This is a genomic window from Pilosibacter rotomagensis, assembly GCF_045062245.2.
Classification (GTDB): Bacteria; Bacillota; Clostridia; order Lachnospirales; family Lachnospiraceae; genus Pilosibacter.
The window spans coordinates 1025440-1051875 of the sequence record NZ_CM170323.1 but is presented as its reverse complement, the minus strand read 5'-3'; the positions used below and the strand labels follow the sequence as shown (position 1 = coordinate 1051875).

The window sequence follows — 26436 nt, the reverse complement described above, 5'->3', positions numbered from 1 at the left end:
TCCTTAATTCAGCTTAATTTCGTCGCAATTCTTCAGCAACTGTTTCAGCTGAGAACGAATCTTCTCTACATAATCATCAATATCCGCATCCGTCTGTAAGGTCTTTGCCTGGAATACAACCTGACGGTTATAGGCTCGGACAACCTTTTTCTTTGCAGTTGCTTGCTCTTTTCCTTGCTGTGTCGGCTGTACCTGTGGCTTCGGTGCAGGCGGTTCCAAAACAGATTCAATATTGCTGACTGTATCATCCTTGTACTGACACGTTGGCAGAAACATGGCATCCAGAAGGGCAAGGCTCTTTAATTCTGCGATTTTTTCCTTGCATTGGCTGAAATACCGATCTGATTTTTCAATCAGATGGGATACCTTGGAATCACCGTTTGCGGCAGTATGGGTCGCTTCCATGCACTGACGAACCGTTTCCAGAACCTCGGCACGTTTTTCTTCCAGCATCTTATCATGAGCGCTACGAACCGTATCTATTAACGGATTCAATTCACGAATCCGGGTATAGTTGAACTTGCTTCCATTCTGAACCATCGTAATCAGACGAATGGTATTCAGTGCCTTATGTGCTTCCTCATTTTCTGCAATTCGGTCAAGGTCGTCGTGCAGAGATTTTTCAAACTGCACTGCCTGGTCGAATACTGTTACCTGGGTTTTGAAGAAGTTTTCAATGCCATTGCTCATGGCTTCCTTGTTATTGAAAAGAGCATCCTCTTTTTTCAGCACACGCTCAATCAGAGCAATATTGTCTTTTTTCTGAGAAAGTACATCGTCCATCAGATGAATGGCTTCCTGCACCAATGCACGATCCGGGTATTTATGTCCGTCATAACGAGCATCCAGAGAAGCATAGTAATCACGCTGCTCGGTAAACTTCTCCGTCACAAAGCGAATCAAACCATCTTCATCGTCCGGTACATCCATGATGTCGAAATACTCTCGGAGCATCGCTTTTACATCACGCATCATCGTAGCAGAAATGGTTTTACGCTTGCTGATGGAAGTCTTGCCTATCTCACTCTTTTTGCGGAGCATATCAGGCAGTTTCGAATCATCCGGCTGAATGGTATTGCCTGCATACTTGATGGTTACTTTCTGGGAATAAATCAGTTGTGCCGCAACCGCAGCAATGTCGATTTCTTTCCAGCCATACGGAATCGCACTGTATTTGCTCTGCACATCTGCCATAGATGTCGGCAGCTTTTTCGCATCCTGCATTTCCAGATATTCTTCCATGGCAGAAGCTGCATCACGGTTCGGTTCCATACCCGGAAGTGCTGTTACCGCACCTGTCAGAATCGCAATAATATCTGCATCACTGCCTGCATGATCTGTAATCAAATCGAGCTTGCTATATACATGAGCAACCAGATATTCAAGAGACTGGTCAATCTTACTCTTGGCATTTCCAGCTTTGATTTCCAGATGCTCACCGTCTACATAGAACTGCGCCCCTTCAATAGCATTTTGCAATTCGGTCATGGCACTCAGCTCATATTTTCCGGCTTCGTCCTGCTGATCACTGATAATTTTCTGCACAGTTTTTGGAAGCTGGCTTACATTTCTCTGCTTTACGTACTTGCGAATCTTCATAGCAGATTCCAGAGATTCATAGTAAGGTGTGTCAGCCAGAACCACGATTGCTTCGTTACCTTTGGATTCTGCCATCAGACGATAATCTGTTTTTTCAATAGCATCGGTAGCAACGGTCAGGAAACGCAGACGCATACCGCCTGTTGCCACACCGACTGTAATGCCATCTACCATTTGGTCGAAAGCAAAATCATATTTTCCATAACGAAACTTCTTGGTCGTGAAAATATCGCCGTAAATCATCTGAGCGATACGCTCCACGATAGAAGCGGTATCCACATTGGTATCCCGGATTTCACGCTGAATGTCCTGTTCTTCGTCAGTCAGAAAGTTATAAGTGTCGCCGGTTCTGCCGATATAGTTCTGGCTCATCAGACGGTCAAGGCATCCACGGACAGCTTCGCGCATGATAATCTTATCTACACGAATATCGTCTGCCATAAGGATAACTATATTGTCCAGATTAGAAGGAATGTCATCAATATATCGAATCAAGTACAGAAGTTTCAGTACATCCACATCCTGCTGTTCAATGCCATCGCCGTTGTCGGCAGCTTTCTGGCAACGCTCGATTACCCTGCGGATAGAACCGTCCAAGAAAGTATGTACGGTATCATAAAAACGGAAGAACGGAACAAGTGCGTATTCATCCTTCTCCTGAATTTTCTGTGCAGCTTCCTGGAAACCGGACAGCATGGAACGCTCACCACCGGACAGGTGCTTACCGGAATTTCCATGTTTCCGGATTTCAGCAAATACCTTCTGCATGATGATGAACTGATATGGCACGAACGGGAAGTTCTCTGTAAATTCCCTCGGACCAGAATAGCCTTTAATGTCCAGAATAGAGCCGCTGAAGCTGAATAGATTACGAAGGACAGAATCATTCTGTTCATAAACACCTTCCAGGTCTTTGGCTGCTTCTGTTTTCTTTTTCAGAATACGCTTCTGGATGACTTCATCCACGGAGGAGGAAGATAAGCTCAGTCTTGTTTTGAAACGAGCCTGGATACGGGAGAACTCATCGGCACGAACTTTGATGATTTCATCAATGGCTTCCTGTCCGGTACAGATCACCCAAATCTTACCTTCGCACTCACTTCCGATTTTCTCGGTCAGAGACTGGAGGTTCAAAAGCATATCGGTATCCGTACCAACATACTGACCAACCTCGTCAATCATAAACAGCAGACGGAAGTTTGCAGGTTTAGTATCTACATAGGCTTTCATATCTTCCACAAGCTGTGCAATAGAAATCTCTGTTGCAGTTTTATCATTGAACCACGCCTTGGCATCGTCCTCACTCATATCTAAAACTTCCATTAGTGTTGGGATGATGAACTTTCCATTGAAAGCAAAGGCACGGCGCATTTCAAGCCAGGACTTGCCTTTCTTTTCTTCAAAAACTCTACGGAACTCCTCGGTTTTTCCCTGCTGGTCGATATAACGCTCCATCATGGCAACTTTCAGATTTTCACCGTAAAATCCCAGATGGTTGTAGAACATTTTGGCAAATACACGAAGAACCGCAGTCTTATCTTTATTGCTGAATCCCTCAATATCAATATTGAACAGAATTGTCTCGGTCTGTCCCTTTGTGGCACGATCAATCAGCATAAAAGTTGCCGGGTCATCCTCAAACTTTTTACGGAAACACTCCACACTGCGAATGCCTTTTACCTCTTTATTTTCCAAAAGATAGGAAAGCATTTTCAAAAAGTGAGATTTACCACTTCCAAAGAAACCAGAAATCCAAACACCCATATCAGCGGTCGGCTGGTCAAAAGCATCACCGTAATAATTGAAGAACGTAATGAAGTGTTTCTTCAATTCTCTGGTAATGACATATTCATTTAACTCCTGCTCGATTACATCATCAGCAGCCTGATCTACTTTAATTACACCATTGATTTTGCGGTTAATGTCATCCGCAAACATATCTCGAATCATCATGGCTTTATCCCCCTTAATCTATGACATTGAATGCCCGGTAATAATCATTTGGTGTCAAACGATTGAACAGTTTTACATGACGGCCATCAAACTCACCCGGATACATAACCAAAATCGGAATATCCGAAAAATACGGTTGCAAGGCTTCCAGTAACGTATGGATTCTCATAAACGGGAATACCTCGCCTACACCTGTCAGCATCAGCACATCACCCAGTTCGTGTGGCTCATACTGGATTTTTTCAATAAACTCTCCATTGCCGATTGCAGAATTAAGCTGCTCCAAAAGATAAGCACTTCCGTCAGCTTCTTCCATATCGGGAATTGCATCTGTGATGTCCATATCATCGCAGATAGAGAGAAATGTTTTATATAAATTACAAACGATCAAATGGCAATCTAAGGACTGATCGGTTTCCAGCTGATTCACAAAATGGCGGACAACCATTTCATTCTCCGGTTCATAACAGAAGATTCTGATATTCACCTCATTGCTGAGTCCCTTGCCTTCCAGGAACTCCGGCTCCTGAATCAATGCCCGAACTTTGTCCAGGCGCTCTTTTATTTCACTCATCGGGTTACCTCCTACACAAAGCAATTAAACGCCGGCAGTACCGCCGTGTCGCCATTGCTTCTGATGGCATTCTCTAAAATAGGATGCAGCCATACTGGATTCAAATGATCTGCCTTGAGGTTGTCGAGATATTCTGTTTCGACAAGCACTCTGGCAATAATCTGTTTTAACTTTGTTATCGTACTATCGCTCCAGGAAGCTACGGTATCATTTTGTTCCTGTAAACGTATAAAAAATGTATTCAAATCTATCTTACCAAAAGACGTGTCCCTTAATCTGTACTTCTCGCCAATGACGGTCAGCATAAATTCCCAAACCAGTCGGCTCTGCTTCATCAATGAATAAAGACAAATCTGTTTTGCTACATCCGTTGGCTGTGACGCAATCGCAGCAACCAGTGAATCATCTTCCAGTGCATGAAGCCGTTTGATACAGGCTTTCGCCATGCGTGTAATAGATTTTTCAGTTGGATACTGAAAAAGATTCTGCTCTACAATTTCTTTAACAATTGCATCATCAGAATTTCCTTCTACCATTAGCTTTGCGGTAGAACGCATTTCGTAGAAAAGGAACGGCTCTCTGGTCAAAGACGCAATATAAGGATAAGAATGATCCATGTTCCCGTACCTCCTTACTGTTCCTCTTTTTTATCGGGAACAAATTCCATGATGTCTCCAACATCACAATTCAAAGCAGAACATATCTTTGACAGAATCTCTGTACTTACATTTTCATCTTTTGATAATCGAGACATCGTTGTTGTACTAACTCCTGTCATTGCACGCAAATCTTTCTTCATCATTTCTTTATCAATCAACAATTTCCACAATTTCTTGTAACTAACTACCATTTTTTCACCTCAATCTTATTTGCTTGAAATATCTGTTCACATGGTATTTATCATCATATCACAAAAATGCGTTTCAAACAATCTAATCTATCAAAAATCATAATTCAATTCTGAAATATCGCATTTAAAATCACAAGAAACACATCTTAACAAGACAAGCTGAAAGTACAAATGCCACTATATATCCAATTACACAGAAAAATTTTATCTCGTTTATTTTCTCTGATTGCAATTTTATTCTTTTTTTCAGTTTTTGCACTTCCTTCTCAGCCATCTTTCTATTCTGTTCCGCCTGATGCTTTAATGACCGTAATTGTTTTTCTGCTTCTTTTTGTTTTCTATATGCCTCATCAACAGCTTGCACAGATGATTTATTCACCTGTATCTGCAATTTAGAGTTCTGGTCCTGAACGTCTTTTATTTCTTCTTCGAGCTGCTCTTGCTCTCTCCTGCTCTTCAATCCGTTTCTGTTCCTCAAATCGTCGTTGTTCTTCTGAAGCGATTGATTCAGCTTCTGCGTTTCGGACAGTTCGGTTGTCAAACGATGAATTTCGTCGTTTAATTTCCGAATTTCGTCTTGCATTTCGTGATTCTCGAAGAATAGATTCTGTTTTTCCATTTTCAGCTTGTGTGTCCTTTCCTGAAATTTCTGGATAAACTCGTTCATCTTCTGATTTCTCACCTGTAATTCGTCCTTCTCCACCGTCACTTTCTCCAGCATTTCTGCCTGCTCCTTCGCAAGCAACTTCCACTTGTCGGTAGTATACAGCGAGTTCTTCGTCTGATCCGTTTGTTCGTTCTGCTTCGGCTCGTATCCTTTCGTAATTTCCATTAAATTCATTTTCCAATCCCTCCTTGCTGATATCCAGATGAAATGTTTTTGACAAATTGCTGTCTCGCACCTTCTTCCCGTCCTGGTTCTGAAAAGTGATGTGCTTCCGTTTCTCTGACCAGTTTACATTCCATCCAAACTGTTTCATTTTTTCTATAAACTTTTCTTTGCTGATACAATTTTCCATTGCCTTTAATACTGCCATTGCACAGTCCGCTACAAAGCTGTCCTTTACCTGCTGTCGGAACAGGTTATATTTGTCTTTGCTCCATGCAATGACTTCCCCTTTTTCAATCTGACTTCCATCAAAATGTTTTCCTTTTTCAGCAACGGACAAGCCACGTTCTCGGCACATCTGATTGGTAAGCTGTTTCATACGTTCCAGATTCTTTTTGGTGTTATGCAGTTTTCTTCCATCTTCATAACTCACTGAATTAGTAACCAGATGGCAGTGGATATGATCTTTATCCTTATGCACAGCCACTAAGGTCTGGAATCCACTGAACCAATTTTCTGCAAACTCCTTTCCAAATTCTAATGCCTGCTCCGGAGTAATCTGCTCGTCCTTATGCCAAGAAATAATGTTGTGAGCGTACATTCTCCCAGAATCTTTATCCCATACCTTCTTTTCCTCTAAAAATGTTCTGTACACCAGATCATAATTGATCTCGTCATGACAGTACGGGCCTGTTACACAGGTAAATAATTCGTTGGTCTTGTCCTGTCGCAAAACATATTCGATGCAGTTTCTCATTGCTCCATGTGTATTTGTCCGCTTATTAATCGTCTTATTAATAGCCATATCTTTTCACTCTCCTTCCGGTACTTAAGAATATTTTTATTGAGGAAATACAACGTACTGTCATTTGGAACTTCTCCATCTGTATGCAGCTTTCTTGCAATCTGATTAATATTTGTAGTAGCTCCACGAAGCTGACTGAGAATATCTGCAAACAGCTGGTTCAATCTTTTCAGTTCTTCCACTTCCTCTGTAGAAGCTATCTTCAAATCTGCGATTGCTTTTATTACAACTTCCTGCTGTGTTCTTCCGGATTCCTTTACTTTGCTTTGAAGTAGCTCATATTCCTCTTTATTCATCCGTATAGTTACTGTATGATTTCGTTTTCTCATAGGCTTTCTGCTCCTTTCTCTACTCGATTTTCATTCTTTATTAACAGACACAGCGTTCTGGTGCATATTGGCAGGAGATTTATAAGAGAGTGCAACGCTCTCTTATACAGGTGCAGGACAGAGTCCTAGTCAATCAGTAAGTGTTCCGCAGGAATGTCCGGTGGACATTTCGCAGGAATACTTACGCCATTGACGTGCCAGGGTTCCAGGGGCAGAGCCCTCTGGCAAGTTTAGGAACAGCCCAAAGGCTGGCTCCGGTGCAGAGTGGCTTGCCACTTTGCGAAACTTGCCTGTCATCCCCCCACCACTGAACCGACACCCACCAAGCCATATTTTCCACCCTACGTTATCAGATCAAAATGGAGATGACAGTGGTTTTGTGGTGCAGGGACAGACTGTGGAAGAAATAGAAAAGCTCCCATTTCCATAGATTTTCTCTTTCTAAAACAGACTGTTCCTGCATCACTCCGATGCGAAGTATCGGACAATCATGTGCCGTATCCGGCACTCTATCTCTTTTCTTCGCCTTGCTTGTTCAATCACCCATCTGCCAACGCTTTTCTGTTATATTTTCCTGTTATTTCTGTCTTTCTTTTTCTGGATCTCTTTCCATTTCTGCTAAAAGACATCAAAATAGCAGTCATAAACATTTCTCCAATTCATAATATCTGAAATGTCACCACTGCCATTGTCTTTTTCTGCTATTCTGTTTTTGTAAAGCTATTCCTTACTGTCAGTCTGTTTTCCTGTTACTGCTATTTCATAACTATCTAAAAACTGTCTGCAAAATCCAATGCTGCATCCATATTAGCTTCTTTCTCCCAGTCCAGATTATCTTCGGTAATCTCTCCATCCTTTTTTTCCATTGTTAGTATTCTGTCCGACAGCTTACTTTCTCCTACCGATTCTTTTACAAACGGTACAAGCATTTCCATCAGATTCTTCGCTATAGCCATCGGGGCAGATTCTTTTACTCCATCCCGGACAGCTGTTTCCACTCTTTCCAGAAAAGCATCTTCCTTTTCTCTGGTTTCCAGATACGGATCTGCTTCATTCCTGTACTCTCTGGAAAAATAATCGTTTAAAGCAACTACAACTGCTCTGGTGTACGATTTATATTTTTCCCTGTCCATCGTCTGCAAATATTCCCATGCCTGCCTGTCCTGTTCATCACAAAGATTCAAACGGATATTTGTATTGATGATTTTCCGTTCTTTTCTCATACAAGCATTCCTCCGTTTCTCTGAATTTTCCTTACGCTCATTGCTTCATAGCCTTTCGCTGTGGCACAGATGTCCCGTACAATCGTTACACGGCTCTTGTCATATTCCCCAAAATTCTGGATCATACAACCGCCACCGCCGACCACATACAGACGCATCAGTTCTGGATTATATTCCCGTTCTCTCAGCTTATGGAAAATTTCTTTCGTATAATCTCCGGCAGCTTTACAAATGACTGTCAGATATTTCTCACTAATATCTGCTGTCCCGGTACGGATCACCTGCTCAATCACCAGATCGTCCCCCACTGTTCCCAGTTCTTTCAATAAGGATTCCCTGACTGCAAGCACACACTGATGCGTTCCATATTTCTCTGTAAAGCATTTCTTCTCTAATGGACGGGAATTATTGATATACATGATATTCATAGTTCCATTTCCAATATCCACAAGCATGTTGATTCCTTTGAAATCCTGTAAACGGTAAAAAGCTGCTGCAAATCCCTGTGGGTAAATATCAGCTCCTGCAAACTCCACATGATATTCTTTATTGCGGAATATAAAATCCACACATTCATTCTGGAGAAGATATTTCTGGAAATCTTCTTTCTGTGTAGCTACCCAGGTAAGCGGAAGTCCAGCTGCAATGTGTACCTTTGCTTGATTCATTTTTTTCCCATCAAGTTCCTTTGCTATAGCCGCCAGTGTCAACACATAATAGTCCTCGTCCTGCGTTTTCTCTGCACAGAACTCTTTGTGTTCCTCTCCGATCTGGTAATACATACCATTGTAAACAAGAAGATTATTCTGGAAGATTGGCTCCTTGTCATATCTGGCTACACCGGATGGAAAGCATCTGGTGGCAGTTTTCATGTTTCCATACCCATGATCAATCCCGACCACCATAATTGTTTCATTTCTACTATTTTTCATCATTCTCATAATCATACCTCATTCTTTCTTTTCTTATCCAATCCTATTAATACTTACGTGAATTGATAAGATGGATATTTTATTTATTGGTTCTTTAATAATTCATATTTAATAACATGGATTATTAATAGCAACGGTTTGTCCAGTATGGGATTTACCATATCTGGTTTTCCTATTTTCTGATGTCCGGAGATAGAAATTTCCTATGACCTGATTGTCCAAAATTGGACTATCCACCCTTAGGCACTTCTCTTCTCCACTTAATTATTTTCTTCTCCTAATGGAACTTCCCGGATAATATATTCGGTATCGCCATAAAAGCCATACTCATTACGCAATCTATGACGTTCCACATATCCATGATGCTCTAATTCCTTAATTGCAGAACGAACAGAATCAATCCCATCTCTACTCAATGTTGCCAGTCCTTGCATATTGTAATTCCAGTCATCTGGCAAACTTAACATCAGCGATAATAGACCTTTCGCTTTCAATGTCAGATTCTTATTCTTGAAATGATGATTACTCATTACCGTAAAATTCTTAGTTCTCTCTACACGAAAAATCTGTGCCATGCTCCCATCCTCCTTTCCAGTTCAAAAGAAAAAGACGCAAGCCATATCTTATGACTCACGTCTTACTTCGCTCACAATATTCTATTTTTATCAGTTACCTGCCAGATTAGTTACTGGCAATCCTTATACATAAATCAATTCTTTCAGGATAATCTCTTCTGCAATCGCTCTGTGCTGATTGGCAGCTCTTACCCATGCCATCTGATCTTTCTCCTTATCCGGCAGTGGTTCTTTTTCTTCCAACTGTTTCAGAATCACTTCTTCCCGTTCCCTGGCTGCCTTGTCCACTTCCAGAAGATGCTCTCCAATCGTATCCTGCAGAAGCATCACCTGATAGGTTGAATTTCGATGGTTTTTCAGATAATCTCTGCGAAGAAAACCATACTTGCCAAGTTGCTCCATCTGTTCACCGGATTTATAGGTGAGATTTGAGATCAAATATCCATTTACATTCGTATACGTTAATTTCATTTTATTAGCACTCTCCATTTCTCATCATTTTTTGACCACAAATTTACGACATTTACGACAAATCTGACACTGCTTTACAATACCAGACAAAATGACTGATGCCCCGGAAAGCCTGTAAAACAGGCACTTCCGGGATACACAAGACAGGACAAAAATCAACTTCCATTATCAAGAGTTGAGTGCTAATTTTTTTGTGAATTAATTGTGTATTTCATTGAAGCATTGTAACTTTTCAGGCGCATCGTAGAACGCATTCTATAGGTAGTCGCCAAGCATCTCTCCCACACACCTCTCGATCTCATCAATAATTTCCATACACCGGTTCTTCTTCATTCCAGCCGTAATGCCAACAGCTAATAATTCTTTTCTTCCCGGATCTTTTCCATTTCCGTCAACGGTCGTTGTGTGTTCCCCATAGTACGTATTACTATAAGTAAGATCGTATGCAGGGCTCAGTCTCCACTGATCTTTTTCTTCATCATACAAATAGGTGAAATTTTTTGAGTGGTCATCTCTGTTATGCGCAAAAACATTAAAACACATTCTTCGAAACATACTTTCCACATCCGCATAATGATCCTTCGTCAATATCTTCGTAAGTTTCATCAGACTGTGGTAATCAAGACTCGGCTGTTCAAAGTCCAGTTCGAGAAGCGCTGCTGCTGTCAGCATATGGACTCGCTTTATTCCATTTTGATCAGGGACTCTGTCAAACCGCCTGGTTCCAAAATAGCCTTTACAGATTCCAGATGGGAACAACTTTGTCTCACTCATCGTAATTTCACATTTCCGGGCACAGCATGAATAATCATACTCCATTTTTCCCGCATCTTTTCCATCTACATGGGCCGGAAATTTTATGATCCACTCTTCATTTCCAATCGAAGTCATGATCTTCGGCCTTGCTCCTCCGCTCGTTCCTCCAAGCCGGTACAATTCGTCAAGTTTGTCTGTATATTCTGTGTTCAATATTTTCTGACACTCCCGCGCCAGTTCATCCAGGTCAGGATTATCCTGCTGCTCTGGAAATTTTCTTTCCGGATAATACGTCAACGCACCCATTCCTGATTTTCCAACTATTGCCAGTCGGTCTAAAACCGTCAGTTTATCCGGATCCTGTTTATGCTCACGAAGCAGACGATTTAGCAGCAATCTTCCCCAATTATCCGGAAGACTGTCCGCAAACACGCCATAAAGGCCGCCAAAATAATCCTTTGTGGGCACAAACACCTGCTTTTTTAATGGCAGCGAGAATGGGCTGATCGAAAATCCATGTTCCAGCCATTCATCGGTGTACTGAAATGCTGCTTTTCGATTTGCTGTCATGGCCAATGTCCCCACAAGTTTTTCATCATAATACACCTGCAGCGCATTATCTTGTTTCATTTATGACCTCCTTTATGTCTCTGTATGGTACCTGTGAAAAAATATTCCTGAGTTCATCCGCAATATCCAATGCCATTGCGATTTTCGTCAGAGACAACAAGGATATCTGACCGGTAGACTCGAATCTTTTAACAGAACCATAACTCACACCGCTCATCGACGCCAGCTTCTCCTGCGAGATTGAACGCCGTTTTCTAATATTGCGAACCCTCTGCGCCAACTTCAAATCCAGTTCTTCCGCTGTCTCCCATATAAAACCTTCCATAGTCTTTCCCACTTTCGATTTCGTTTTTCGTACATTTATTGGATAATATTTTATCTATTTTTACATGATTACATTCAAAATATATAATATATTATCTGTTATTATTTTACCATCAGTCAATATACAAATCAATAAAAATGTAACCCAACCCATTCTCACTATGACCTCTGCAATCTCCATTTGCCTGCAGACACATATCAATTTTTTCATTAAAAAAGACCACTGTTTCCACAAATCGCTCTGTGAAAACAGTAGTCTTTTCCTGAATGGTCAATGCTCCCCATTTGTCTCATATACATACAGAGAGAATCGATCCCCATTTATGATCTGAATTCCCGCATACAATGGCTCATTCTCCTGATCGTATGCTGTACTTCTAACGAACATCAGATAATCGCCCTTTCGGACTTCGAGTAATTTTGCTTCCTCCTGTGTTGCTCTGCAAAGCTCAATCAGTTTTTCCGAGCTTGTAACCTGCATTCCTGCTTTCTCTTTCAAATAATCAAAAAGGGAATTATCCTCAAACTGAGCTTCTAACAGGAATGCATATTTTAACGGAAAATAGTTTTTTTCAATTACAACCGGTTCTGAATCCGCGAATCTCAGACGTGATATAAAGATCACTTTACTGCCCGTCTCAATTCCAAGTCTCTCCGCAATCTTTCCATCAGCATCCACGATCTTATTTTCCAGCATATGTGCCCCCGGCACGACTCCCATCTGCTCACACATCTCACTGAAGCTCTGGAGACGTTTGATATTTCTGGAAAATTTTGGCTTTGTTACGAACGTTCCCTTTCCCTGTTTCCGAACAACAAGTCCTTTTTCCATGAGGGAACCGATTGCTTTTCTCACGGTGATCAGACTGACACCATACGTCTTTGCCATCTCTGATTCCGTCATGATCTTATCTCCCGGTTTATATCTTCCGCTTTTGATATCCTTTTCCACTGTATCCATAAGCTGAACATATAACGGAGTCATCGCATCCTGCTTTAACATTCATTTTCCCCCACTGTCTAAATTCTTTTCAATACTATTCTAATAACAGCTCAGACAAATAGCAAGGACAATTTCCTTTCCAGAGCAAGTTCCCTGTTCGATCCCAAAATTTTTACAGGCAGTCACCAGGCTCCGGATCCTCAAACGGAACGCCGTATCCAAAAGCGCCTCTCACCATGCATGTCTTTGCAGCGAATTCAGCTCCCTTTTCCATTGCTGTCTCGATTTTTTCTCCATCTAAAAGGGAAAGTAAAAAGGCAGTTGTAAAAGAATCTCCGGCTCCCAATGTATCGATTGCATCAACAGGCTTTGGGATCTGTCTGTAATACTTTTTTCCGTCAAAAGCGAGGGATCCGCGTTTTCCCATAGTTGCCACTGCAATTTTACAGCCTTCCGATACAAAGCGCTTACATGCTGCCTTTGCGGTCTCCTCATCAATTTCTCCGCAGGAGAAAAATGCGTAATCAACAACAGGCGCGATCTCTTTTAAATAATATTCCTCATTCCAGTGACCGGAAAAATCATAAGAAACCGGAATTCCAGTTTCTCTTACTTTTTTTAACTGTGAATCAAAGTGACCATTATTACTGGTATGAACAAGGGAAAATTCCCTGATATAGGAAATATCCTCTGGCTTTAGATCCAACGGATGCTCATTTACGATCCCTCCGCGGTTGCTCATGATAAACTGTCTGTCACCATTTTCAAGCCGGACTTTTGCGTATCCATTCTCGCCGGCATATTGCCTGCATCTGGAATGATCGACCCCGATCTCATCAAGAACAGAAATAATGTGTTCTGCCACTCTGTCCTTTCCAAAAACGCCGAGGTACGCAGACTGCGCCCCCAGCATTTTTGCATATACAGAAAAGTTCATGGCCTGACCACCCGGATACATGATCTTTGCAGGATAATACTGATCACATACATTATCTCCGATGCCAATTACCTTTATCATTAATACTCAACCTTCCACATATATCTTCTTTCATCCATTGAATGACCTGTTTTTTCTGCCAGCTGAGATACATAATACCGCTCAATCGGGATCATGACAACCGGATTGAAGAATTCTGCAACCGAAGGATCGATTTTTCCTCCATTCAGCTTTTCAAAATCAATGATAATAAAGTTCTCAGCATATGTATTCAGGAACTTCAGGCATCTCTCATCGAGCGCTCTTGTACGTCCCTCACTCATTAACAGGATCATCGGAAGCTTCTTATCGGTTGTCTCAAACGGTCCATGGAAGTACTCACCTGTGTGCAGGCATACCGCATGTCTCCACTGCATCTCCATAAAGTGACAGCAGCACATGGAATAAGCAACTCCATAGTTCGGACCGGATGCAAGGACATAGAAGACCGGCTCATGTTCGACTTTTTCTGCCCATGCCTGTGCAGCCGGAAGACAATTTTTCTTTCCCTCTGAAACGATCTCATCAATATACTGATACGCTTCCATTGCTTTGTCATATTTATCCCAGTTTTCAAACTGATGGAGAACCTCAAAGCCGATGCGGAGCGCATTCGCCTGATTGGAGTCGCTGTAATCCTGATGATCTCCGTTTGAATATGTCACAACATACTGACCGACCTTTGCCATACCGGTCTGCATATTTCCCGTCATGGCAATCGTGATTGCTCCCGCTGCATTTGCTGTTTCGACAGCTTTTACAGTCTCCGGTGTAGCCTTAAGAGAACAGATGACTGCGATACATCTCTCATCTAATTCTTTCGGGGTCGCATGTACGAACTCATTGCTGGTATAGGTTGTCGCACTGAAATTTTTTGCTTCCGACTGGATCAGGTAGAGTCCCGGGAAAATAGCTGCCTTTGATCCACCGCAGGCAACAAAATACATATGCTTTAATCCGCCTCGCTGATCCATCTTTTCCTTAATTTCCGCAATGATCTGTTTTACTTCCATAGTTGATTTCCTCCTCTGCGCATTTTTCGCATGTTATATTTTTACAATGTTTACTGATACAGAAAGCAGGCAACGCTTCTCTTTGTTCCATCGTCTCCCGTGATCTCTGTTAATTCCGGACGACTTTGTCTGCATTGGTCTGTTGCCATCGGACATCTTGTACTGAACAGACATCCTGTCGGCGGATTTAACGGACTCGGCAATTCTCCCTGAAGAATCACCTCATCCCGCTTCGCGTGGATATCCGGAACCGGAATTGCTGACAGCAATGCTTTTGTATACGGGTGAAGAGGTTTCCCATAGAGCTCCCTCTTTCCTGCATATTCCATGATGCGCCCCAAATACATGACCGCCACCTTGTCGCAGAGATACTCCACTACGCTCAAGTCATGAGAAATGAAAATGTACGTTAAATTTCTTTCTTTATGAAGGTCCTTTAACAGATTCAGCACCTGTGATCGAACTGACACATCCAGCGCCGATACCGGCTCATCACAAATGACAAGTTCCGGATCGTTGATCAGGGCTCTTGCGATCACGACTCTCTGTCTCTGTCCGCCAGACATTTCATGCGGATATTTTTCAAGATATTTATCACTGAGACCGACCTCCCGCAGGATCTTCCTGACCTTTTCCAGTTTTTCTTCTTTCGTATATTTTCCCGCCACATCCAGCGGTGCCATAACGGATTGAACAATTTTTTTCTTTGGATTTAAGGACGCATACGGATCCTGAAAAATAATCTGAATTTTTTCCCTCAGCGGACGCATCTGGCGTTCGTTATAATTTGTAATATCTTCTCCATGGAACAGGATCTGTCCCCCGGTTATCTCATGAAGCTTTAAAATGGACTTTCCTAACGTTGATTTTCCACAGCCCGATTCGCCTACAAGGCCTACGATTTCTCCCTGATTGATCTTCAGGTTAATGGAATCCACCGCTTTTACTGTAATTTCCTTTCCATGTACTTTTTTTACCGGAAAATATTTTTTTACATCCCGGATTTCCAATAAAGGGGCCTCCATTATTCCACCTCCCTGCTGTCCTGTATTTCGGGATCCATAGACCGGAAGCATCGTACAAAATGTCCTGCTTCTCCCTGCATTCCCGGATCTTCTTTTTTGCACTGTTCCGTTGCATATGGACATCGCGTAGAAAATCTGCAGCCGGCCGGCATCTCATCCAGCCCCGGAACCGTTCCCTCGATCGTAAACAGATGATCTTCCTGACCACTTCCAAGCTTTGGAATTGATTTCAGCAATCCCACCGTGTATGGATGCATCGGATGATCAAAGATATCTTCTGCGGTTCCATATTCCACTGATTTTCCTGCATACATGACCATGACATGATCTGCCATTTCTGCCACCACACCCATATCATGTGTGATCAAAATCACCGACGTGTCTGACTCCTCCGCAAGCTTCTTTAAAATTCTGAGGATCTGGGCCTGAATCGTCACATCCAGGGCCGTTGTCGGTTCATCTGCGATCAAAAGCTTTGGCTGGCAGAGCAATGCCATTGCAATCATTACCCTCTGTCTCATGCCACCGGACATCTGATGTGGAAATTCCCTGATCCGCTGCTCCGGAGAAGGGATCCCCACTCTGGCAAGCATTTCAATACACTGTTTTAATGCTTCCTTTTTCGGTATCTCACGATGATGGGTCCTGATCATCTCTAACATCTGATCTCCGATCCTGTATACCGGATTCAGAGACGACATTGGTTCCTGAAAGATCATGGAGATCTCATTTCCCCGCACCTTGCGCATTCTGGTTTCTGATGCCTTTGACAGATCTTCCCCTTCAAACAGGATCTGGCTGTTTTCATCAATTTCGCAGACAGAAGGAGATACCAGACGCATAATCGAAGTGGCCGTGACGCTTTTTCCGCATCCTGACTCTCCAACAATCCCGATCACCTTTCCCCGGTCCAGTGAAAAAGTAACATTATCCACTGCTGTCAGCTTCTTTTTTCCTACTTTAAAGGAAACCTTCAGATTTTTAACTTCCAGCAAATGTTCATCCATCTGCTCCCCTCCTGTCATCATCCTTCTAAATTTGTGACAAACCCGTCACCGGTTTCTGATCATTCTTTTACAGACCATTTCCAGACAGCCTGGTTATTGACTCCGCCTTCAAATGCGTTATATCCCTGGAATCTCTCCGACTGAACTCCGAAAGTATATCCGTTATAGAGCATTACTAACGGCATCTCATCCCAAAGAAGCTGCTGATATTCGTTTACCAGTTCTTTTTTCTTTGCTTCGTCTGTTTCAGCAGCAATCTTATCCTGAAGCTCTGCGTATGCGGTATCTGTGATCTGGCAGTATGTCGCATTCTTATTGTCATAATATCCGGACATCCAAAGCGGATAGGACATTGCTGTTGAACCGCAAATTCCAAGATCATAAGTGCCATCCTGAAGTCCTGAGAACATCGTTGCAAGCTCAACTGTCTGAACATCGATCGTAATTCCCGCCTCTGCAAGATTCTGCTGAATGATTGCTGCCATACTCTCTCTTGCGGAGGTTACTGCCATTTTAAGTTTTCTTGAAGAATCCCATCCGGCCTCTGCAAGAAGCTCTTTCGCCTTATCTACATCTCTGGACCAGGTGAGTCCGCAATCATATTCCGATCCCGGGATCACACAGGTTGCCGGTGCAATGCCTTTTCCCTGCAGATTCTGCTCGATCAGAAGATCCTTATCAATTGCATAGCTCATTGCCTGACGAATACGCTTATCTGATACATTCTGGTTATTGATCAGGAATACGCCTACAAAGGTCGGTTCACTTGATTCTGTCACCGTAAGTCCCATATCCTTTGCCGCAAGTGCATCATCAGTCGTTGGCTGCTGATAAAATCCATCCATCTCTCCTGCTGCAATGGATGTGATCGTATTCGTGGAAGCGATCACTTTCAGAATCAGTTTGCCAAACTGCGGCGCACCAAGCTGATAATCCGCAAAAGATCCCAGCTCCAGCTGGCTTCCGGAAAGCTCAGAGATAAAGGTGCAGGGACCGGAACCGATCGGTGCTTTCCAGAACTCATCATCTTTCATTTTTTCAGGTGCGATATCACCAAGAAGATGTTCCGGAAGTACATAGAAATACTTGTTATGAAGGATCAGCCAATCCTCGACCGGAGTAACATTCTTAAAAGAAATCTTCAATGTATAGTCATCCACAGCCTCAACTCCGACGGATTTTTCAGCCGTTTCAAGACCATTATCATCGGTTCCTGCCCATGTGTTGAACTCACTTCTGAGTCCGTAATCAAACTTCGGATTTGTGATCAGCTGTGCGGTAAATACCCAATCCTTTGCGGTTACCGGCTGACCATCGTGCCATTTTGCATTTTCATCTAAGTGAAAGATTGCAGCTTTTCCATCATCAGCAGATTCCCATGATTTGGCCGCTCTCGGTGATACCCCGGAACCGGCTTCCTCAATAAATGCAAGGCGGTCGTACAGCTTGTCGCAGACCAGATTCTGATAGATCGATCCGGATGTAGATCCGTAAGGATTAACGGTATCCCATGCAGTCGTCAAACCGTATGTAATGACCTTATCGGAATAATCTCCCGTCTTATCCGTCGCCGTTGACGCTGCTGTTGTTCCTTCCGCTGCAGATGCAGCCGCTGTTGTCTCATTTCCGGAGCTGCCTCCGCAGCCGGCGAGAAGTCCTGTTGCCATGGCTGCCGCAAGCATCCACGCTGCAATTTTTTTACCTGATCTCATAATGATCCTCCTTTAAATTTTTTGATATATACTGCCCTATTTTGTTTTTGGATCAAGGGCATCTCGTACACCTTCTCCGATAAAATTAAATCCTACAACAACGAGAATGATGCAGATTCCCGGTGGGAACCACACCCACGGACGTGCCGTCAATACAAGAAGATTCTGCGCTGCAAATATGATATTTCCCCAGGATGCCTGTGGTGTCTGGACACCCATTCCGAGAAAGCTTAACGAGGATTCTGTTAAAATTGCGCCTGCTACCCGGAATGAAATATTTGCCCATACCGGAGGGATCGCATTTGGCAGTACCTCTGAAAGCAGAATCTTTGGAGTACTCATTCCAATCGCTTTTGTTGCCTGAATATATTCACGTTCCCGGATCGATAACACATTTCCGTAAATCAGCTTTGCTATTGCAGTCCAGCCCAATACTCCGATCACCACCGTGACCGTAAGGATCGACGGTCCAAACACCGCAACGAGAACAAGGATCAGGACCATCGTCGGGAATGACATAAATGCATCTGCGACACGCATGATGACAGTTTCTGCAATTCCTCTGAAATAACCGGCGATCAGTCCTAACGGAATTCCGATTAAAACCGAAATGATCGTAGACATGATTCCGACAAACAGTGAGATTCTTCCTCCATATAAAAGCCTTGCGAACAGATCTCTTCCCACATCATCCGTGCCCAGAGGGTGACCGGAACATGGGGCTTTGTTGAATCCTACCGCCCGGTCAGTCGTATATGGGTCGAGCTTCATGAATATCGGGATCAGGATGACTGCCAAAACAAGAAAGCAGACAATGATAAGGCCTAAAACAGCTTTCCGGTTATGCATAAATTTTTTTACTGCTTGATTACTTAATATTTTTTTCATGCCCTGATGCCCTCCTATTTAAATTTAATTCGCGGATCCAACGCAGCATAGATCAGATCCAGAATCAGATTTACAACGAGAACAACGACACAGATCAAAACAGCGACTCCCATGATCACCGGATAATCACGACTTGTGATCGCAGTGATCATCAGGCTTCCGATCCCCGGCCAGGCAAATATCTGTTCTGTCACAACAGCACCTCCGATCAGAAACGGGACGGAAAGGCTTAGGGTTGTAACGATCGGAATCAGTGAATTGCGAAATGCATGTTTGATCACAATGACGACATTTCTAAGTCCTTTTGATCTTGCTGTTTTTATGTACTCCTCATTCAAAACCTCAAGAACACTCGATTTTGTCTGTTTGATATAATTTCCGATTGGCTGGATTCCACACACGAACGCCGGAAGTGCCAAATGATAGAGAAGATCCTTCCAATCACCACCAGTTCCTGCCGAATACATGCCGCTCGTCGGAAACAATTTCATTTTTACAGCCAATACATAGATCAGAAGAAGACTTAAAAAGAAGTTTGGCACAGATGCTCCGATAAAAGCAACAAATGTACTGATATGATCCCATATCGAATTCGGTTTACAGGCTGAAACCACTCCAAGCGGAATTCCTATGATGATCGCACCAATAATACCGGTTCCAGTAAGCAGTAATGATGGGATGATACGCTGTCCGATCATCATGCTGACTGTCTGGGAGGTACGGTATGATGTTCCAAGATTTCCATGCAGCAGGTCTGCCAGCCACAGAAAATACCGGACAAGAACCGGCTTATCAAGTCCCAGTGAAGCTTTCAACGCCTCCAGATCGCTGAGTGACATTTCTCCGGATGAAGCCAAAATTGAAAGCGGTCCTCCGGGAGCAAGATTGATCAGCAAATACACCGTAAATGTAATTCCAAGAAACACCGGTATTGCATAAAAAAGTCTTTTTATAACATATTTTATCAATCAGATTCTCTCCCTTCGGCTTATTGTTTATTTAACATATCGTTTAGAATTGCCAGATGGAGCTTTACACATGGTTCAACGGATCCGATATATCCGTACTCTTTCTCACTATGATCATTCGCTCCATGCGGTCCCATTCCATCCATAACGATCGCTTTTCCACATCTGGAAAGATGGTTCGCGTCAGAGAGTCCTCCACGGTCTTTTTCCTCAAATGGAATCCCATGTTCTTCAGCAACTTTTCTGACCCGTTCGATATACTTTTTCGCTTCCTCTGTTTTTATAAACGGCGGAGTTTCCTTCTGCATCGTGATCGTTGTTTTTACTCCGGGAACAAACGGTTGTCCTTCTGTTATTTTATTTACATATTCTTTCAAGCGGATTCTTTCGCTGTCATCCCTGAATCTCATTTCAACACTGATTTTTGCATGATCTGCAACTACATTTCTGGCTGTACCGCCATTTGCGATCCCGACATTTACCGTCGTATCTTTTTCTCTGTCCGCCAGACTCATTAATTCTACAATGTAATGTCCCATCTCAAGAACCGCAGACGCATTTTCTACTTCAAACATAAAGCCCGCATGGGCCGCCTGACCTTGAAACTCAATATCATACGTCAGGGAACCTTTTCTCGCAAAGCAATGGCGGGTTCCATTTTTTCCGGCAGATTCCATGACAAAAATGTGATCTGCTTTACAGCCGATTCGATCCGTGATCTCTTTTGAGTAGATCGACCCGATCTCTTCATCCGGATTATAGACCATTGCGATATTCAGGCATTTCTTCTCAGTTTCCGGTAAATTTGCCGCGATATGAAACATTGCAAGATCACCGTTTTTCATATCACCAACACCCGGACCGTAGTAATTTTCTCCTTCGATTCGAAATGGTCTTTTCTCTGCCGTCCCGTCCGGAAATACCGTATCCATATGACCGATATACATCGCATCATAATGTTCGGATACATGATTTGTAATAAGAAGAACCTGACGACCTCCATCGGCAGGAATTCGTTCTACGTTCCAGCCGATCTCCTGATACCAGCCAGCCAATTTATCTGCCACCCGGTTGATTCCGGCTACATTTCCAGAGCCGCTGTCAATGTTGACCAGCTCTTTCATCTGTTCCAAGTACAATTCCAGATTCATGTTTCCCCTCCCTTTCGCCTTCAAAATCTATTTCAAAATTCACATCTCTCATCTGAAATTCATTATATGTCATATTATAACCATTTGTCAATATGTATTATTATATATTGTATTATAATTAAATTTTGTGTATTATGTTCATCCGAATCCACCGCTTTACATTTTCGCCAGTTTTTGCTATAATAATGCTACATCGTGTGGCGTTTCTGCGTAAATCCAGTTGCAGAAGCGCCACACTTTTTTTATCTCCGTGGGAGTTAGGTCTCCGACCGAGATAAATGCTCCGCGAGGATGCGCAGTGATTCTGATAGGAATACCAGAATCAAGCGCCAAGTCTCACGGGTGTTCGATTTAAATTGAAAGAAGGTGGGAAGTGAACGATAAAGAACAATTTTATAGACAGATCGTGTTGCAGAAATGCGTAAGTCCGGATTTTAAGGAGCTTACGCATTTCTTATTTTTTTAGAAAAAGGAGATTATTAGATTATTATGGAAATTGGAAATCAGTTTTTGGGGACAGAGCGTATTGATAAGCTGATGCGTCAGTACGCGGTTCCCTGCATCATCTCACTGTTAGTAGGTGCATTGTACAATATTGTTGATCAGATCTTTATTGCAAACGCCAGCTACCTCGGCTCTTACGGAAACGCAGCTAATACCGTTGTTTTTCCGCTGACGGTTGTTGCACTGGCTATCGCTGTTATGGTCGGTGACGGCTGCTGTGCCTTTGTCAGCATGGCGCTTGGCCGGAATGAAACAGCCCGGGCAAAGCGCAGTGTCGGCAATGCGGTGGTTTTGATCATTGTAGGAAGTCTTATCCTGACCGCCGTATATCTGATCTTTGCAAACAGCATCATCGCCATGTTCGGCGGTACGGTCAATGAGGAAACTTACCGGCATTCACAGGAATATTTCTTCTATATTACTCTTGGGATTCCGTTTTATATGTTCGGCCAGGCTATGAATCCCATTATCCGTGCAGACGGGAACCCGAAATTTGCCATGATTTCCACACTGGCAGGCGCTGTTATCAACATCATTCTTGACCCGATTTTCATTTTCGGCCTTCAGTGGGGCATGATGGGTGCAGCTGTAGCCACAGTGATTGGTCAGGTGGTGACGGCAATTCTCGCTGTCTGGTATCTGGTGCACATGCGGATCATCAAGCCGGAAGCCGGTGACTATGCACTTTCTCCAAATATATTCGGACGGATGCTCACCCTTGGTATTACCAGCTTTCTCTCTCAGATCAGCCTTGTGGCCGCAATGGCAGCGATCAACAATATGCTCCGTAAATACGGTGCATTGGACGCTGTGTTCTCACAGGAGCAGTACGCACAGATCCCCATGGCAGTCGTCGGGATCGTAATGAAATTTTTCCAGATCGTCATTTCTATCGTAGTCGGCATGGCTGCCGGCTGTATTCCGATCGTTGGCTATAACATGGGTGCAGAAAAGACCATGCGTGTGAGGGAGCTGTTTACCCGGCTGCTTATTTCCGAGGCTTTGGTAGGTGCAGTCGCGCTCATACTGGCGGAAGGATTCCCGCATCAGCTTATCGCTATTTTCGGCGCTTCTAATGAGAGCAGCTACTATACCGATTTTGCTGTTAAGGCATTCCGTACCTATCTTTGCATGATGATCTTCGCGTGTGTCAACAAGGCATGTTTCATCTTTTTACAGGCCGTGGGCAAGGCATTGACATCTACCATGCTTTCCATGTTCCGTGAGGTAGTATTCGGAGTCGGCCTCGCATTGCTCCTTCCGGTTTTCTTCGGTCTGGACGGTGTTCTGTATTCCATGCCGGTTTCAGATATTCTGACCTTTATTATCTCAGCAGTGATTATCATAAAAACATATCATGAATTAAATGTGAAAGGAGCATAAGACGTATGAAAAACAGAGTGATTACGATCAGCCGTGAATTTGGCAGCGGCGGACGCACCATCGGAAAAAAAGTGGCAGAACAGCTGGGCATCCCCTGCTATGATGCAGAGATCATTCAGAAAATGGTAAAAGAAACCGGTTTTACACCGGAGTATGTAAAGGAAGCCGGTGAATATACGCCCGGCAGCTTCCTCTCATCTGCATTTTCAAACCGACTGTTTGGCCCCACAAATGAAGATATTCTGTGGGAGCATCAATATAAGGTCATCACGGAGCTTGCACAAAAAGGCCCCTGTGTAATTGTTGGACGCTGTGCTGATTACATTTTACAGGATAAGGCCGACTGCCTGAAGGTCTTTATCCACGCAGATATGGATTTCCGTGCCCTGCGCATCGTCGAGGTTTATGGAGAACGGGAACAGTCCCCGGAGGAGCGTCTGCGCGATAAGGATAAACGCCGTGCCGCATATCACCGGTTCTATACCGACATGAAATGGGGATATGCACAGAATTATCATCTGACACTCAACAGCGGTGTGCTTGGAATCGATCAATGTGTAAACATCATCACTTCTTTATATTAGAGATATCCTTCACACTGCATTTCTTTGCAGACAGGAGCAACATCTAATCTATTCCCTTCCCGGATCCGGAAAGGGAATTTTGTATCTATCCGCGCAGATAAGTGCTATAATATAATACTAAGATCATGCGGTCCGAAGTCCGACGCAGGCTTGTCCGGAGGAATACTTTTGCCCCTGGGCCCCCAAAAGATATGATTCAAGTCGGAGACCTGACTCCCACCGAGACAAATTTGCTGTTACTCACCACTAAAAAATGTGGAAGTCTTCTCGACTGAGATAAAAGGATCAATAAAAAAAGAAAGTGATGGATAAAAAATGCAGACGTATACTTATGTTTCCAAGGGAAAATTTGAATTAATGGAAAAACCGAAGCCGGTTCTTATGGATGAGCGAGATGCCATTGTAAAGGTAACACTTGCCAGCATTTGCTCAAGTGACCTGCACATTAAACACGGAAGCGTCCCCCGCGCTGTGCCGGGTATAACCGTCGGACATGAAATGGTCGGTATTGTTGAAGATATTGGCAGCGCTGTAACGAATGTGAAGCCCGGTGACAGAGTCACGGTAAACGTGGAAACCTTCTGCGGGGAATGTTTTTTCTGCAGGCATGGTTATGTAAACAACTGCATCGATCAGAATGGCGGCTGGGCTCTCGGATGCCGGATCGATGGCGGACAGGCAGAATATGTTCGCGTGCCGTTTGCAGATCAGGGGTTAAATAAAATCCCGGATCATGTTACAGACCGTCAGGCTTTGCTGGTCGGAGATGTTCTTGCCACCGGTTTCTGGGCAGCTCGTATTTCTGAGATCAAAGAGGAGGATACGGTATTGATCATCGGAGCAGGACCTACGGGCATCTGTACGCTGCTCTGTGTCATGCTGAAGAATCCGAAACGTATCATCGTCTGTGAAAAAGACGAAGGCCGTATCCGCTTTATCCATGAGCACTATCCGGAAATCCTTACCGTATCACCCGAAGCCTGTGCAGATTATGTTCGTGCCAACAGTGACCATGGCGGAGCAGATGTCGTTCTCGAAGTCGCAGGAGCCGAATCCACGTTTCGCCTTGCATGGGAATGTGCAAGACCAAATGCGGTCGTGACGGTCGTTGCTCTTTATGACAAGGCTCAGACACTGCCGCTGCCGGATATGTACGGCAAGAACCTCACGTTCAAGACCGGCGGTGTAGACGGCTGCAATTGTGAGGAAATACTGCGGCTGATCGCAGAGGGCAGACTGAATACGGAACCACTTATCACACATACATACCCGTTAGACAGGATCGAAGAAGCATACACACTCTTTGAAAATAAGATGGACGGTGTGATCAAGGTAGCCATCGAGTGTTAATACGGTTCCCAATCCCGGTTCCTGGACACTGTATTTAAATTGTCTTCCCGGCAACCGATTCCGTTTCTCTATAATAACACAGTCCGCTGCATCCATACGGAAACAACATTCGCTTCATATCCCTGATATATTCCTCTTCCGTATCCACATGCTCAAGGATATCCAGAGCTGTCTTCAGGTTCCGGATATCCTTTTCCATAAAATCTACATAATTTCCACGCCCCACAAGCTTCAAATGGGTGATTCCGGCCTGTCGCAGCCGATACAGTGCGCAGAGTCCACAGCCTGTCGCACCGCAGAGATAGCCGTCGGAATCATATCTTCGTTCCTCATACTCTTCGTTCGGTTTATCTGCGCTTCGTTCATCATTCGCATCTTTCACTGTGTTCTCCGTCCGTGAGACCAGCTTCTCCGTTTCTGAACCTTCTTCTTTTTTCTCTCTATTTCCTTTAACTTTTCCTATCTTATACGGGACCCGGCAGAGATGCCCCATCTCGTCGCAGTGCAGGGAATTACAGAACGCCCCCGAAAACTGACAGAGCTCGTTCAGTGCAAATGCCTCAAATTCACATACGCCCCTGCTGCCCTTTTCCCTCTCATGCCGGATCACCGACTCCATGTCTGCGAAGCTGTTCTTCCTGTGAAAGATAAGCCGACTGACATCCAAGCGGTCAAATACATCTATCATCCGACTGTTTACCTCTGCCGTCTCCCCACTCAGATGGATCTCACAGCGGATCCCATTATTTTTCAGGTAGATCAGCAGCGCCGGATCCGCGATAATAAAGCTTGAAAATCCAAGCTCCGTACACCGGTGAAGGACATCCGCGATCTCTGGGTACTGCTCCGGTGTATAATAAAGCGAATTAAATGTCAGATGTACCGGCTTCCCATACTTTCTCACCAGCGCCGCCAGAATCCTCAGCTCACTCTCCGCCCCGATCTGCACGTTAATGCCAAGAACCTCACGACGGTTTAGCGGCAGCACCGTCCCGTATTTTTTATTCCATTCATAAGGTACGTATCCGCAGAAAAACTCATCTGCCCCGGCCTCGACGTACCGCACATATTCATCGATGGATCCAAGTCCCGCCGTGATCTTCATTGTATTTCTCCTTAAATTCAGCTTCCCAACTTCTGAA

26 protein-coding genes are annotated in these 26436 nt (G+C 43.7%); 3 read left to right on the top strand and 23 right to left on the bottom strand.

Annotation, left to right across the window (positions count from 1 at the left end; translation table 11 throughout):
* Positions 1–3: 3 nt before the first annotated feature.
* The 22 genes from brxC to ACI3EW_RS04580 all read right to left on the bottom strand — a co-directional run bounded on the left by brxC (position 4) and on the right by ACI3EW_RS04580 (position 21473).
* Positions 4–3552 (bottom strand): BREX system P-loop protein BrxC, encoded by a 3549-nt coding sequence (gene brxC / locus ACI3EW_RS04685; RefSeq protein ID WP_405581386.1) that lies wholly within the window; start codon positions 3550–3552, stop codon positions 4–6.
* A gap of 13 nt (positions 3553–3565) precedes the next feature.
* Complete coding sequence (locus tag ACI3EW_RS04680; protein ID WP_002578405.1) at positions 3566–4126, bottom strand: DUF1788 domain-containing protein; 561 nt, start codon at positions 4124–4126, stop codon at positions 3566–3568.
* 11 nt (positions 4127–4137) lie between these two features.
* A complete protein-coding gene (locus ACI3EW_RS04675) occupies positions 4138–4743 on the bottom strand; it encodes a DUF1819 family protein (protein WP_002578406.1) in 606 nt (201 codons plus the stop codon).
* 14 nt (positions 4744–4757) lie between these two features.
* Positions 4758–4976, bottom strand: coding sequence for a helix-turn-helix domain-containing protein (locus ACI3EW_RS04670; protein WP_308452692.1), 219 nt, complete (start codon positions 4974–4976; stop codon positions 4758–4760).
* Between the two features lie 130 nt (positions 4977–5106).
* Positions 5107–5355 carry a hypothetical protein gene (locus ACI3EW_RS04665; RefSeq protein WP_405581391.1) on the bottom strand — a complete coding sequence of 83 codons (249 nt, stop codon included), beginning with the start codon at positions 5353–5355 and terminating at the stop codon, positions 5107–5109.
* A gap of 13 nt (positions 5356–5368) precedes the next feature.
* Positions 5369–6610 (bottom strand): relaxase/mobilization nuclease domain-containing protein, encoded by a 1242-nt coding sequence (locus tag ACI3EW_RS04660; protein WP_207638220.1) that lies wholly within the window; start codon positions 6608–6610, stop codon positions 5369–5371.
* Entirely contained in the window at positions 6559–6939 is a 381-nt protein-coding gene (locus ACI3EW_RS04655; RefSeq protein ID WP_002578409.1) for a plasmid mobilization protein, read from the bottom strand. Before ACI3EW_RS04655 ends, ACI3EW_RS04660 begins: the two co-directional genes overlap by 52 nt.
* A 770-nt stretch (positions 6940–7709) precedes the next feature.
* Positions 7710–8072 carry a hypothetical protein gene (locus ACI3EW_RS04650; protein ID WP_405581395.1) on the bottom strand — a complete coding sequence of 121 codons (363 nt, stop codon included), beginning with the start codon at positions 8070–8072 and terminating at the stop codon, positions 7710–7712.
* A gap of 86 nt (positions 8073–8158) precedes the next feature.
* Positions 8159–9103 (bottom strand): ParM/StbA family protein, encoded by a 945-nt coding sequence (locus ACI3EW_RS04645; protein ID WP_002578411.1) that lies wholly within the window; start codon positions 9101–9103, stop codon positions 8159–8161.
* Positions 9104–9354: 251 nt separating this feature from the next.
* A complete protein-coding gene (locus ACI3EW_RS04640; RefSeq protein WP_002578412.1) occupies positions 9355–9669 on the bottom strand; it encodes a helix-turn-helix domain-containing protein in 315 nt (104 codons plus the stop codon).
* 123 nt (positions 9670–9792) lie between these two features.
* Positions 9793–10140 (bottom strand): TnpV protein, encoded by a 348-nt coding sequence (locus ACI3EW_RS04635; protein ID WP_405581399.1) that lies wholly within the window; start codon positions 10138–10140, stop codon positions 9793–9795.
* Between the two features lie 255 nt (positions 10141–10395).
* On the bottom strand, positions 10396–11526 hold the full coding sequence (locus ACI3EW_RS04630) for a type II toxin-antitoxin system HipA family toxin (protein WP_405581402.1): 1131 nt from the start codon (positions 11524–11526) through the stop codon (positions 10396–10398).
* Positions 11513–11791, bottom strand: a complete 279-nt coding sequence (locus tag ACI3EW_RS04625; RefSeq protein WP_117515492.1) for a helix-turn-helix domain-containing protein — start codon at positions 11789–11791, stop codon at positions 11513–11515. The genes ACI3EW_RS04630 and ACI3EW_RS04625 overlap by 14 nt, the downstream gene beginning before the upstream one ends.
* A gap of 270 nt (positions 11792–12061) precedes the next feature.
* Positions 12062–12793: a GntR family transcriptional regulator gene (locus ACI3EW_RS04620; RefSeq protein ID WP_405581405.1), complete on the bottom strand. Its 732-nt coding sequence runs from the start codon at positions 12791–12793 to the stop codon at positions 12062–12064.
* Positions 12794–12905: 112 nt separating this feature from the next.
* A complete protein-coding gene (locus ACI3EW_RS04615) occupies positions 12906–13751 on the bottom strand; it encodes a fructoselysine 6-kinase (protein WP_118529330.1) in 846 nt (281 codons plus the stop codon).
* Entirely contained in the window at positions 13751–14722 is a 972-nt protein-coding gene (locus ACI3EW_RS04610; protein WP_117566320.1) for a phosphoheptose isomerase family protein, read from the bottom strand. Before ACI3EW_RS04610 ends, ACI3EW_RS04615 begins: the two co-directional genes overlap by 1 nt.
* A 50-nt stretch (positions 14723–14772) precedes the next feature.
* Entirely contained in the window at positions 14773–15747 is a 975-nt protein-coding gene (locus ACI3EW_RS04605; protein ID WP_015555134.1) for an ABC transporter ATP-binding protein, read from the bottom strand.
* Positions 15747–16754 (bottom strand): ABC transporter ATP-binding protein, encoded by a 1008-nt coding sequence (locus ACI3EW_RS04600; RefSeq protein ID WP_405581409.1) that lies wholly within the window; start codon positions 16752–16754, stop codon positions 15747–15749. The genes ACI3EW_RS04605 and ACI3EW_RS04600 overlap by 1 nt, the downstream gene beginning before the upstream one ends.
* Before the next feature lie 59 nt (positions 16755–16813).
* The gene (locus tag ACI3EW_RS04595; protein ID WP_405581412.1) at positions 16814–18466 is read right to left on the bottom strand and encodes an ABC transporter substrate-binding protein; all 1653 of its coding nucleotides are present in this window, start codon (positions 18464–18466) and stop codon (positions 16814–16816) included.
* Positions 18467–18502: 36 nt separating this feature from the next.
* On the bottom strand, positions 18503–19354 hold the full coding sequence (locus tag ACI3EW_RS04590) for an ABC transporter permease (RefSeq protein WP_015555137.1): 852 nt from the start codon (positions 19352–19354) through the stop codon (positions 18503–18505).
* Positions 19355–19368: 14 nt separating this feature from the next.
* Positions 19369–20322, bottom strand: coding sequence for an ABC transporter permease (locus ACI3EW_RS04585; protein ID WP_117515481.1), 954 nt, complete (start codon positions 20320–20322; stop codon positions 19369–19371).
* Positions 20323–20342: 20 nt separating this feature from the next.
* A complete protein-coding gene (locus ACI3EW_RS04580) occupies positions 20343–21473 on the bottom strand; it encodes a M20 family metallopeptidase (RefSeq protein WP_405581416.1) in 1131 nt (376 codons plus the stop codon).
* 489 nt (positions 21474–21962) lie between these two features.
* Here ACI3EW_RS04580 and ACI3EW_RS04575 point away from each other — a divergent pair, with 489 nt between their 5' ends.
* The 3 genes from ACI3EW_RS04575 to ACI3EW_RS04565 all read left to right on the top strand — a co-directional run bounded on the left by ACI3EW_RS04575 (position 21963) and on the right by ACI3EW_RS04565 (position 25294).
* Positions 21963–23360, top strand: a complete 1398-nt coding sequence (locus ACI3EW_RS04575) for an MATE family efflux transporter (protein ID WP_405581419.1) — start codon at positions 21963–21965, stop codon at positions 23358–23360.
* A 5-nt stretch (positions 23361–23365) separates the two neighbouring features.
* Positions 23366–23944: a cytidylate kinase-like family protein gene (locus tag ACI3EW_RS04570; RefSeq protein ID WP_405581422.1), complete on the top strand. Its 579-nt coding sequence runs from the start codon at positions 23366–23368 to the stop codon at positions 23942–23944.
* A 315-nt stretch (positions 23945–24259) separates the two neighbouring features.
* Entirely contained in the window at positions 24260–25294 is a 1035-nt protein-coding gene (locus ACI3EW_RS04565) for an alcohol dehydrogenase (RefSeq protein WP_405581425.1), read from the top strand.
* Between the two features lie 34 nt (positions 25295–25328).
* Here the strand turns inward: ACI3EW_RS04565 and ACI3EW_RS04560 are convergent, their stop codons facing one another.
* Positions 25329–26399, bottom strand: coding sequence for a U32 family peptidase (locus ACI3EW_RS04560; RefSeq protein ID WP_405581428.1), 1071 nt, complete (start codon positions 26397–26399; stop codon positions 25329–25331).
* Positions 26400–26436: the final 37 nt, after the last annotated feature.

Excerpts from the sequence above, each read along its gene's own strand:
- ACI3EW_RS04570 (WP_405581422.1), top strand. The coding sequence starts at position 23,366 with ATGAAAAACAGAGTGATTACGATCAGCCGTGAATTTGGCAGCGGCGGA.
- ACI3EW_RS04655 (WP_002578409.1), bottom strand. The coding sequence starts at position 6,939 with ATGAGAAAACGAAATCATACAGTAACTATACGGATGAATAAAGAGGAA.
- ACI3EW_RS04630 (WP_405581402.1), bottom strand. The coding sequence starts at position 11,526 with ATGAAACAAGATAATGCGCTGCAGGTGTATTATGATGAAAAACTTGTG.
- ACI3EW_RS04565 (WP_405581425.1), top strand. The coding sequence starts at position 24,260 with ATGCAGACGTATACTTATGTTTCCAAGGGAAAATTTGAATTAATGGAA.
- ACI3EW_RS04595 (WP_405581412.1), bottom strand. The coding sequence starts at position 18,466 with ATGAGATCAGGTAAAAAAATTGCAGCGTGGATGCTTGCGGCAGCCATG.
- ACI3EW_RS04610 (WP_117566320.1), bottom strand. The coding sequence starts at position 14,722 with ATGGAAGTAAAACAGATCATTGCGGAAATTAAGGAAAAGATGGATCAG.
- ACI3EW_RS04635 (WP_405581399.1), bottom strand. The coding sequence starts at position 10,140 with ATGAAATTAACGTATACGAATGTAAATGGATATTTGATCTCAAATCTC.
- ACI3EW_RS04605 (WP_015555134.1), bottom strand. The coding sequence starts at position 15,747 with ATGGAGGCCCCTTTATTGGAAATCCGGGATGTAAAAAAATATTTTCCG.
- ACI3EW_RS04560 (WP_405581428.1), bottom strand. The coding sequence starts at position 26,399 with ATGAAGATCACGGCGGGACTTGGATCCATCGATGAATATGTGCGGTAC.
- ACI3EW_RS04660 (WP_207638220.1), bottom strand. The coding sequence starts at position 6,610 with ATGGCTATTAATAAGACGATTAATAAGCGGACAAATACACATGGAGCA.
- ACI3EW_RS04645 (WP_002578411.1), bottom strand. The coding sequence starts at position 9,103 with ATGAGAATGATGAAAAATAGTAGAAATGAAACAATTATGGTGGTCGGG.
- brxC (WP_405581386.1), bottom strand. The coding sequence starts at position 3,552 with ATGATGATTCGAGATATGTTTGCGGATGACATTAACCGCAAAATCAAT.
- ACI3EW_RS04600 (WP_405581409.1), bottom strand. The coding sequence starts at position 16,754 with ATGGATGAACATTTGCTGGAAGTTAAAAATCTGAAGGTTTCCTTTAAA.
- ACI3EW_RS04640 (WP_002578412.1), bottom strand. The coding sequence starts at position 9,669 with ATGGCACAGATTTTTCGTGTAGAGAGAACTAAGAATTTTACGGTAATG.
- ACI3EW_RS04590 (WP_015555137.1), bottom strand. The coding sequence starts at position 19,354 with ATGAAAAAAATATTAAGTAATCAAGCAGTAAAAAAATTTATGCATAAC.
- ACI3EW_RS04620 (WP_405581405.1), bottom strand. The coding sequence starts at position 12,793 with ATGTTAAAGCAGGATGCGATGACTCCGTTATATGTTCAGCTTATGGAT.
- ACI3EW_RS04625 (WP_117515492.1), bottom strand. The coding sequence starts at position 11,791 with ATGGAAGGTTTTATATGGGAGACAGCGGAAGAACTGGATTTGAAGTTG.
- ACI3EW_RS04675 (WP_002578406.1), bottom strand. The coding sequence starts at position 4,743 with ATGGATCATTCTTATCCTTATATTGCGTCTTTGACCAGAGAGCCGTTC.
- ACI3EW_RS04680 (WP_002578405.1), bottom strand. The coding sequence starts at position 4,126 with ATGAGTGAAATAAAAGAGCGCCTGGACAAAGTTCGGGCATTGATTCAG.
- ACI3EW_RS04575 (WP_405581419.1), top strand. The coding sequence starts at position 21,963 with ATGGAAATTGGAAATCAGTTTTTGGGGACAGAGCGTATTGATAAGCTG.
- ACI3EW_RS04650 (WP_405581395.1), bottom strand. The coding sequence starts at position 8,072 with ATGGACAGGGAAAAATATAAATCGTACACCAGAGCAGTTGTAGTTGCT.
- ACI3EW_RS04670 (WP_308452692.1), bottom strand. The coding sequence starts at position 4,976 with ATGGTAGTTAGTTACAAGAAATTGTGGAAATTGTTGATTGATAAAGAA.
- ACI3EW_RS04580 (WP_405581416.1), bottom strand. The coding sequence starts at position 21,473 with ATGAATCTGGAATTGTACTTGGAACAGATGAAAGAGCTGGTCAACATT.
- ACI3EW_RS04615 (WP_118529330.1), bottom strand. The coding sequence starts at position 13,751 with ATGATAAAGGTAATTGGCATCGGAGATAATGTATGTGATCAGTATTAT.